The following is a 1,592-nucleotide window of genomic DNA, read 5'->3' as shown; positions in this document are numbered from 1 at the left end:
AATAATAGTACTGGACTTTAACCAGTGAACCTCACCTTCTTTTACTTAAAGCAGTGACGCTCTCTTTTCTAACTGAGCTAACAACTCATATAGAATTTTAGATGTGTACACTTAATAAAGTGGTGGGTGATACTGGACTTGAACCAGTGACCCTCGCCTTGTAAGGGCGATGCTCTCCCAACTGAGCTAATCACCCACATCTAAACAACATTACATTGCTGCGTTGTTGTGGGGCGCTATTATAGATAGAGTTGCAAATGTGTCAACACTTGAATGATAAAAATGTGCTGAATGAAGGTTTTATAAACAGTGCAGGGTGGTTGGCGTTTACTTTATCATCAAATTTAAGTTGTTAGGGTAAATTAACAGCTGAATCTGAACTAAGTGCCTGCCTTATTTTTACTTACAATAAAAAGCATTGCTTAAATAAGCTAATAAAAGGCGATGTTGAAATTGATACAGTAAGCGTGACGTTTTATCAAAAAGAAGATTTATGACTATATAAGGTTTTAAATTATTGAACTGGTATACGGTACTTTTTAAAAGGTACGAACACGTTAAAGGGCATAAGCAGTTATCTGTATTGCCATTAGTGCGAATAAACTTTAATTAACGCCATGGGTTTTGGCACAATGACAACAAAAAAGAGCCTATTACCCAAACTGGAACATAGTGCTTAAAAACAGCACGAGTTATTTGCTAGCACTTTTAACGACGGCCTAATTCACTTCAATTTTTATATGTGTGTACAAGCAACTTAAAAAGGGAAGGGTTGAGCATTTAATAATAAGGTTATCGAATAGAGCCCTCGCATTTTAATAACACACTTAAATGCGGGGTTTAGCCTTGGTTTTAGTACTTTTTTAACCCCAACTCAATTTGCATATAAATGTATACCTTTTATGTTAAACATTATTACTTCATCAACGAGGTATAAATAGATAATTAACCTGTTTATAGTACTGTGAGATGAAGTACAGGCCAAATTTTGTCGAAATTGTATTTTTTTGCATGTCTGATAGCCAGTTTGTTGAAAATTAAACCATTTAAATAAAGTGGCATAAAAAACTGTTGACTTTATTTTGGGGGGTGCATAGAATGCGCCCCGCACTCAGCGATACACAACGTGTTAAACACGTTAGGTATTAAAAGGTTTGGGGCTATAGCTCAGCTGGGAGAGCGCTTCGCTGGCAGCGAAGAGGTCTGCGGTTCGATCCCGCATAGCTCCACCAAATCTTTGTGCATGTCCTAGGGTAGCAGTTTTCTGTGTCCCCATCGTCTAGAGGCCTAGGACACCGCCCTTTCACGGCGGTAACAGGGGTTCGAATCCCCTTGGGGACGCCATCTAACAAATAGTTAGGCGTGGTTTTACCAAGAGAATAGCGTAACACTTAAAGCTCGAGTCTTTATGTGTATTAAACGTATTACCTTAGCACCTCATGATATGAGTTAAACTTATCAATTGTCCTAGTGACACTTTTTAGTGTCCCCATCGTCTAGAGGCCTAGGACACCGCCCTTTCACGGCGGTAACAGGGGTTCGAATCCCCTTGGGGACGCCACTTACTATTTATAGTAGGGTAGTGTTATTAA

The 1,592-nt window shown here is 39.0% G+C and carries 4 tRNA genes; 3 read left to right on the top strand and 1 reads right to left on the bottom strand.

Features of this window, described 5'->3' with window-relative positions:
- Positions 1-120: 120 nt before the first annotated feature.
- Positions 121-196: transfer RNA gene (locus B2R65_RS16915), tRNA-Val, on the bottom strand.
- Positions 197-1,156: 960 nt separating this feature from the next.
- On the opposite strand from B2R65_RS16915, the gene B2R65_RS16910 reads away from it, so the two are divergent.
- From B2R65_RS16910 to B2R65_RS16900, 3 genes are all read left to right on the top strand, one after another.
- Positions 1,157-1,232 (top strand) — tRNA-Ala (locus tag B2R65_RS16910).
- Between the two features lie 36 nt (positions 1,233-1,268).
- Positions 1,269-1,344: transfer RNA gene (locus B2R65_RS16905), tRNA-Glu, on the top strand.
- Positions 1,345-1,485: 141 nt separating this feature from the next.
- Positions 1,486-1,561 (top strand) — tRNA-Glu (locus B2R65_RS16900).
- Positions 1,562-1,592 lie beyond the last annotated feature (31 nt).

The organism is Pseudoalteromonas sp. UBA2102, from assembly GCF_002331165.1.
GTDB lineage: Bacteria > Pseudomonadota > Gammaproteobacteria > Enterobacterales > Alteromonadaceae > Pseudoalteromonas > Pseudoalteromonas atlantica.
This window is presented reverse-complemented; position numbering and strand designations above follow the sequence as displayed.